Source organism: Nocardiopsis sp. NPDC055824 (assembly GCF_053616335.1).
This window is the reverse complement of the sequence record NZ_JBSHDN010000340.1, coordinates 1-3,953: the sequence shown is the minus strand read 5'-3', so window position 1 is coordinate 3,953 and position 3,953 is coordinate 1. Positions and strand designations below refer to the sequence as shown.

The window sequence follows — 3,953 nt, the reverse complement described above, 5'->3', positions numbered from 1 at the left end:
GCGGCGGCCGGGGCCTCAGCCGCGGTCGCGGTCGCCCGCGGCGACGGCGAGCGCCGCGGTGGCGGCGGTCACGCCGAGCACGGCGGGCCACGAGCCGACCTTCCGGGCCAGCGGGTGCGCCAGGCCGAACGCTCCCACGTACACCGCGGTGAGCGCGACCGCCGTGCCCACGCCGGACCGGCGGCGCCACGTCTCGAACGCCGCGGCGCCGAAACCGGCCAGCACCGCCCCGCCCAGCGGCCGGTTGCCGGTGGCGCGGGCCACCGAGTACCCGCCGACCAGACCCGCGGTGGTGAGAACGGCGCTGGGCACTGCTGGCATCGTGCTTCCTTCCCTCGTCCCGGCCGGAGCCGGCGCGGTGCGTGCGGGACCGACGTTATCCCCGCGCCCGTGGGCGCGCCACGCGGCGCGCATGCGTCGGGGGAGGGGAGCGGCGTTGACCTGGGAGGTGACAGGAGAGCCCGCCCGTCACACTCCGGACACGAGGGCTGGGTTTCGGGCATAGCTCATGACAGGGTTGATGCTGTCCCCTAACGCCTCGCAGCGCACGGAACCGGTCCCGACCTGGAACCGGACCGCGGTACGCGGCGTCGAAGCGGATAGTTCCCCGACCCCTGACCAAGGAGTTCCCGCCTATGTCGTTCGCGCAGACCGTGCGCGGCGCGGCCGGCGCCGTCGCCCAAGGGGGCGATCCGCGCCAGGCCGTGTCCGACGCGCTCCACCAGGCCTCCTCGCAGGTCACCGAGGGCAGTGGCCTCGACCCCCGCGACTTCGTCGCCGCCCGAGAACAGGGCGACTCCGTGGGCACCCGGATCGAGCAGAAGAGCACCTCGCTCAACAACGCGGGCGAGGCGCTCAACCGCAGCTACTACGAGCGCGGCAGCGGCGGCCCGGTCCACGTCATCTGCACGATGGTGATCCCCAAGGGCCGCACCCTCGTGACGATGCTCCCCGCGATCCTGCTCCTCGTCCTGGGGGTCCTCGGCGCCTTCACCGTGCTCCTCCCGCAGGCCATCGCCGGCGGAAACCCGCTGATCAACCCGTTCTTCGGCCTCCACTACTGGATCATCACCCTCGCGATCGCCGCGTTCATGTGGTGGCGCCAGGGCATGGTGATGGTGCCGGAGGGCTGCGAGGCGATCGTCACCCGGTTCGGCAAGATGGAGAACATCTACCAGCCCGGCCGGGTCACGCTCCTCAACCCCTGGAAGCGCGTCTCCTACATCGTCAACACCACCCGGGAGTACCCCTTCAACGCGCCGATCCGCTCGGCCCCCACCAAGAGCGGCGTGCAGGCCTCCATCGACCTGTTCGTGCAGTTCAGGATCAAGAACGCCACCGACTTCGTCTACACGCTGGGCGGGGTGAACGGCTTCCAGGAGAAGCTCAACAACGCGATCAGCGAGACCACCCGGAGCCTCGTCTACGAGCAGGAGGCCTCGGCGATCTACGACATGGTCGGCGACAACACGCAGAGCCTCGTGGAGCAGCTCAACCGGCAGTTCAGCGGGATCGTCGAGCTGACCAGCGCCAACATCACCCACGCCGAGCCCTCCAACCAGGAGTACCGGATGGACCTGGCGGCGCCGGAGATGGTCCGCGTGGCCAAGGACGCCTACACGTTCGAGTACGAGCTCCAGCTGCGCAAGGAGCAGAACGAGGGCGACCTGAACAAGGAGCTCGCGACCCTCAACGAGACCCTCTCCGCGATCCAGGCCGACATCGCGCAGTACCAGGCGCAGATGGACACCGCGCTGGAGCGGGAGACCAACAGGGCGCGGGCCACCGCCCGCCAGCGCTTCGTCGAGGCCGAGTCCGAGGCCAACGCCAACGCCGCGCTCCTCCAGGCGCAGGCCCTGGACATCCGCGCGGTCAGCGCGGCCGAGGCCCCCGAGATCCTCAACTACCGCTTCCGGGAGAACCTCCTGGACAAGCTGGAGTCGGTCGCCGACAGCCTCCCGCAGGTCCTGCGGATCGGCTCGGGCGACGCCGCCAGCGTCGACTACCTGCGCATCGCGCAGGAGATCATCGGCCAGGCCGACACCGCCCTGTTCTCCCAGGAGGACATGGAGGCCATCCGCTCCCGGCTGGGCGACATCCGGGGCCGCATCGTCGAGCGCCAGCAGGAGATCGACGCGCTCCTCGCGGACGACGGCGACGCCGCGGGCCGGCCGGCCGGGGAGGACCCGGGCGAGGACCTGGTGGAGGAGATCCGCCAGTCCGTCTCCGAGCAGGCCATCGACGAGCGCCTCGCCGAGGCGCCCCGGCAGCCCCGGGGGGACGGGGAGGCGGACGCCTTCACCGCACCGTCCGACGCCCCGGCGCCCTCCGGCGGACCGCGCCACGACCCCGAGCACCCGCCCCCGCCCCCGTGGTCGCAGCACGGTCCGCAGGGGTCCGGCCCGAACCAGGGAGGTCAGTAGATGAGCCAGTCCGTGAACGCCGGCAGCGGCTCCAGCATCAAGGAGTCCCTCGCCTCCTGGGGCGACCTGGCAGGCCTGCTGCGCGGCGGCGACCAGGGCGCGATCGTCCCGGTCGTCATACCGCGCGACAACCGGGGCCTGCGCTGGACGATCCTGCTCTGGTTCGGCTTCTTCGCCCTGTGCTCGGCGCTGATGATGACCCTCAACGCCTTCGTCGGCGGGGTCGCGGCCGGTGTCGCCTACAGCGTCCTGTCCGTCCCGACGCTGATCGTCGGGGTGCTCAGCATCGCCGCCGCCGGGCTGTGGTGGTGGCGCGGCTCGATCATCGAGATCGAGGAGGGCACCCACGGCATCCTCACCAGGTACGGCGCGATCGTGCGGCCGATCGGCCCGGGCCGCCACTACCTGTGGCACCCCTGGTCGCGCGTGGACTTCGTGGTGGACACCCGGACGGAGATCCCCTACACGGCTCCGGTCCTGGCCTGCCCCACGCGCGAGAACGTGCCGCTGAAGTCGATCGAGTTCTTCCTCAAGTTCCAGATCACCGACCCGATCCGGTTCGTGACGATCATCGGCGCCAGCAACTTCGACCTGGTCCTGTCCAGCGCGGTGCAGGACGCCATCCGCCAGCGCAGCCGCCAGGTCAACACCGAGTCGGCCTACGACCTGCGCGGCTCCAACGTCGAGGACATGCGCCGCCTCCTCAACGGCCAGCTGGAGAAGTACGGTGTGCGGATCACCGGCTGCAACATCCCCGACGTGCAGCTGCCCAACCAGTACCAGCAGCACCTGGCCACCCGCGAGCGGGTCGCCAAGGAGCTGGTGGCCTACGAGCAGGAGTGGGAGCTGACGCGCAAGCGCCGCATCGACACCCTGCTGATGGACATCGAGCGCTCCAAGAAGACCCGCGACGCGAAGATCGTCGAGGTCAACGCCTCCCTCAACAAGGCGCGCAAGGACGTGGCGCAGATGCTGGAGGAGCAGGTGACCGAGGCCCAGCGGGTGCGCTACGAGATCGAGACGCGCGGCCGGGCCGACCTGGTCGCCGCGGAGAACGAGGCCAAGGCGCAGCAGCGCCTCGCCACCGCCTACCGGGACAACCGGGCCGTGCTGGAGTACGAGCTGGCGCGCCGCCGACTGGACGTCGGCGCGGTCCTGGCCGAGCGGGCCCCGCGCCCGGTCGTCGTGCAGACCGAGGCGGGCTCCGGTGACGGTTCGGCGCTGTCGACGCTGATCACCGCGCAGCTGCTGCCCCAGGTGCTGAACGGCGCGGGGTCCCCGCGCACGCCGCTGGGCCCGTCGTCGGACGTCGCGCGAGAGGCGATGGAATCGGCCCAGGGGGCGGTCGCCGCCGCGGCGGAGCGCCAGCAGCAGATGGCGGACGAGTACCAGCGCCGGCAGGAGGGCGCGATGCGCCGGCAGTTCGAGAACGGCGAGGGCTACGGCGGCCAGGGCCGCCGGGGCTAGCCCCGGCCGTACCGCCGACCCGGGTGGGGAACCCGGGGACGGAGGTGGAAGCAGGGGAGGACC

Annotated in this window: 3 protein-coding genes; 2 read left to right on the top strand and 1 reads right to left on the bottom strand. The window is 71.5% G+C overall.

From position 1 onward, the window contains the following. Window positions 1-15 precede the first annotated feature (15 nt). Entirely contained in the window at window positions 16-321 is a 306-nt protein-coding gene (locus ACWGL3_RS31410; RefSeq protein ID WP_452462134.1) for a hypothetical protein, read from the bottom strand. A gap of 314 nt (window positions 322-635) precedes the next feature. Between ACWGL3_RS31410 and ACWGL3_RS31405 the strand changes: the two genes are divergently transcribed. Then, window positions 636-2,423 carry an SPFH domain-containing protein gene (locus ACWGL3_RS31405; RefSeq protein WP_452462133.1) on the top strand — a complete coding sequence of 596 codons (1,788 nt, stop codon included), beginning with the start codon at window positions 636-638 and terminating at the stop codon, window positions 2,421-2,423. Continuing rightward, window positions 2,424-3,890 carry an SPFH domain-containing protein gene (locus ACWGL3_RS31400; RefSeq protein ID WP_267948663.1) on the top strand — a complete coding sequence of 489 codons (1,467 nt, stop codon included), beginning with the start codon at window positions 2,424-2,426 and terminating at the stop codon, window positions 3,888-3,890. The last annotated feature ends 63 nt before the right edge of the window (window positions 3,891-3,953 follow it).